Source organism: Mycobacterium sp., from assembly GCF_035603715.1.
Classification (GTDB): Bacteria; Actinomycetota; Actinomycetes; order Mycobacteriales; family Mycobacteriaceae; genus Mycobacterium.
Genome location: NZ_DATNJW010000146.1, coordinates 1 through 2,538, shown reverse-complemented (window position 1 = coordinate 2,538; position 2,538 = coordinate 1). Strand labels below are relative to the sequence as shown.

The following is a 2,538-nucleotide window of genomic DNA, read 5'->3' as shown; positions in this document are numbered from 1 at the left end:
CCCATGCCGATGTTGGCCTCGGGGGTCGCGATGATGACGTCGCAGGTGCCGGCCAGCGCGGCGTTGCCGGCGAAGCAGCGTCCGGACACGATTGACACCAGCGGCACCTGCCCGCTGAGGGTGCCAAGGGTACGGAACGTCGGCACGTCGAGGCCGGCCACGCTGGCAACATCGGTGTCGCCTGGCCGGCCACCGCCGCCTTCGGCGAACAACACCACCGGCAGCTTTCTGCGGGCGGCCAGCTCGAAGACCCGATCGGTTTTGGCGTGGTTGCGCATGCCCTGCGTGCCGGCGAGCACGGTGTAGTCATACGACAGCACGGCGGTCTCGACGCCACCGATTCTCGCCACCCCCGCGACCAAGCCGTCGGCCGGAGTGTTGGCGATCAGATCGTCCTCCGAGCGCCGGCTGCGCTGCGCGGCGACCGCCAGCGCGCCGTACTCCACGAAGCTTCCGGGGTCGACCAGGTCGGCGATGTTCTCGCGGGCGGTGCGACGATTCTGGTTGTGCCGCTTGGCAATCGCCTTCGCTCGGCCCTCGTCGAGGGTGAGCAGATGCCGGCGACGGACTTCCTCGAGGTCGTCACGGTCTCGGTCCAGGTCGAGAGCGGCGACATCGCCGGCGCCGGCGTTGTCGCCGGTGCGGCTGAACACCACCACGGGGTCTCCGGTGCCGACCACCTGCCCGGCCGTCACCAAAGCCCGGACCGTGCGCACCGCGTCCGGCGCGGTGAGCACATGTTGCATTTTCATGGCCTCGAGCACTGCCAGTGGCGCGCCCGGGGGAAAGTCGGCTCCCTCGGCCGCAACCTCGATGACGGTGCCGGCCAGCTGCGCCCGCAGCACTTCCTCCCCCGGGTACAGCTCCAGCGGCGCGAGTCGGGGCTCGTGACGGCGAGACTGCGCGGCGACGACGAAGGCAGAAAGGTTGTTGTCGATAAAGTCGGTGGTGACCGGGCCGGAGTGAACATGGCTGTGCGACAGCACTTCCCGTAGGAATCCGGCGTTGGTGCGGATTCCTTCGATATTGAATTCGTCCAAGGCCGTCTGCGCCTTGCGCACCGCGGCGGTGAACGACGATCCGCGTACCCGGGTGATCACTTTGGCCAGCAACGAGTCATAGCGTGGGCTCGGTGTCAGTCCGGGACGCCCGAAGGTGTCGACCCGCACGCCGGGTCCGCTGGGTGGCGAAAACACCGTGAGGGTGCCTGCGGTGGGCAGGACTGACCCGTCTGCCTCCATGGTCTCCATGTTGACCCGCGTCTGGATCGCGATACCGCGGACCGCGGCGAGCCCACCGACGACTTCGCCGCCGTCGGCGACGATCCCGGCCGGCAACCTCAGCTGGTGAAACGACGCGCCCTGGGCGATTCTCAACTGCACTGCTACCAGGTCGACGCCGGTGACTTCTTCGGTCACCGTGTGCTCCACCTGGATCCGCGGGTTGACCTCGAGGAAGACGAACTGCTCACCGGTCACCAGAAACTCGACGGTGGCGATTCCACGGTAATCCGCCTGCGCGCACAGCCGAGCCGCTGCCCGGTGCAGTTCACCACGTAGTGCTGGCGAAATGCCCTGTGCCGGCGCGATTTCGATCAACTTCTGGTGGCGGCGCTGAATGCTGCAGTCCCGGTCGCCCAGCGCGAGCGCGCGTGACGGTATTGCGACAATCTGCACCTCGATATGCCGTGCGTCGGCCAGATGCGCCTCGGCAAAGAGCGCCGGATCACCGAAGCCCAGTTGCGCCTCTGCGGCGCACTGCCGGTAGGCCTCGTCAATCTGGTCGGCGCTGCGCACTATTCGCATGCCGCGACCGCCACCGCCGGCAAGCGCTTTGATCACGATCGCGCCGTCGTGGGCGGCGGCGAAGGCGCGGATATCGTCGACGCTGCTGGGCCCTTCGGTGGCCGGCAGTACCGGCACGCCGGCCGCTGTCGCCGCGCGCCGGGCCGCCGACTTGTTGCCGAACAGTTCGAGCGCGGCGGCGTCGGGCCCGACGAAGGTGTATCCGACTGCCGCACACGCCTGCGCGAAACCGGGGTGTTCGCTGAGGAACCCGTAACCGGGATGGATCAGCTCGGCGGCGGAGTCCTTGGCCGCCGCCAGGATCGCTGCGTGGTCGAGGTATGCGGCCGGTCCGGCGCCGGACAGAGCGATCGCTTCGGTAGCCGCGTGCACGTGCGGGCTGTCGGCATCGTCCTCGGCGTAGACGGCGACCGTGTCGAGCTCCAACTCGGTTGCCGTGCGGATGATTCGGAGCGCGATCTCACCGCGGTTAGCGATCAGCAGGCGCGTCACGTCCGGTCCTTCTTGAGGTCAACCCCTGTGGGATTCAGCGTCGATCCCGATCCCATCATGCCGCTACCGCGATTACCTGACTAATGGCCCCCCGATCGCAGGAGAACTAGTAGTTTCATTGCCGGCGGCGATGTGGAGGAAAAGGGGCCATGAAGCACTACATCTTCGCGGGGCTGGCGGCTGTGCTGGTCGCCGGCGGGCTAGTTGGCTCGGCGCCGGAGTCCTTGGCCGCCGCCAGGAT

The 2,538-nt window shown here is 67.9% G+C and carries 1 protein-coding gene; it reads right to left on the bottom strand.

The genetic code is table 11. The features are described 5' to 3' along the window. A partial coding sequence (locus tag VN856_RS06655) for a biotin carboxylase N-terminal domain-containing protein (RefSeq protein ID WP_325687352.1) occupies nt 1-2,297 on the bottom strand: 2,297 nt, incomplete at its 3' end. Nucleotides 2,298-2,538: the final 241 nt, after the last annotated feature.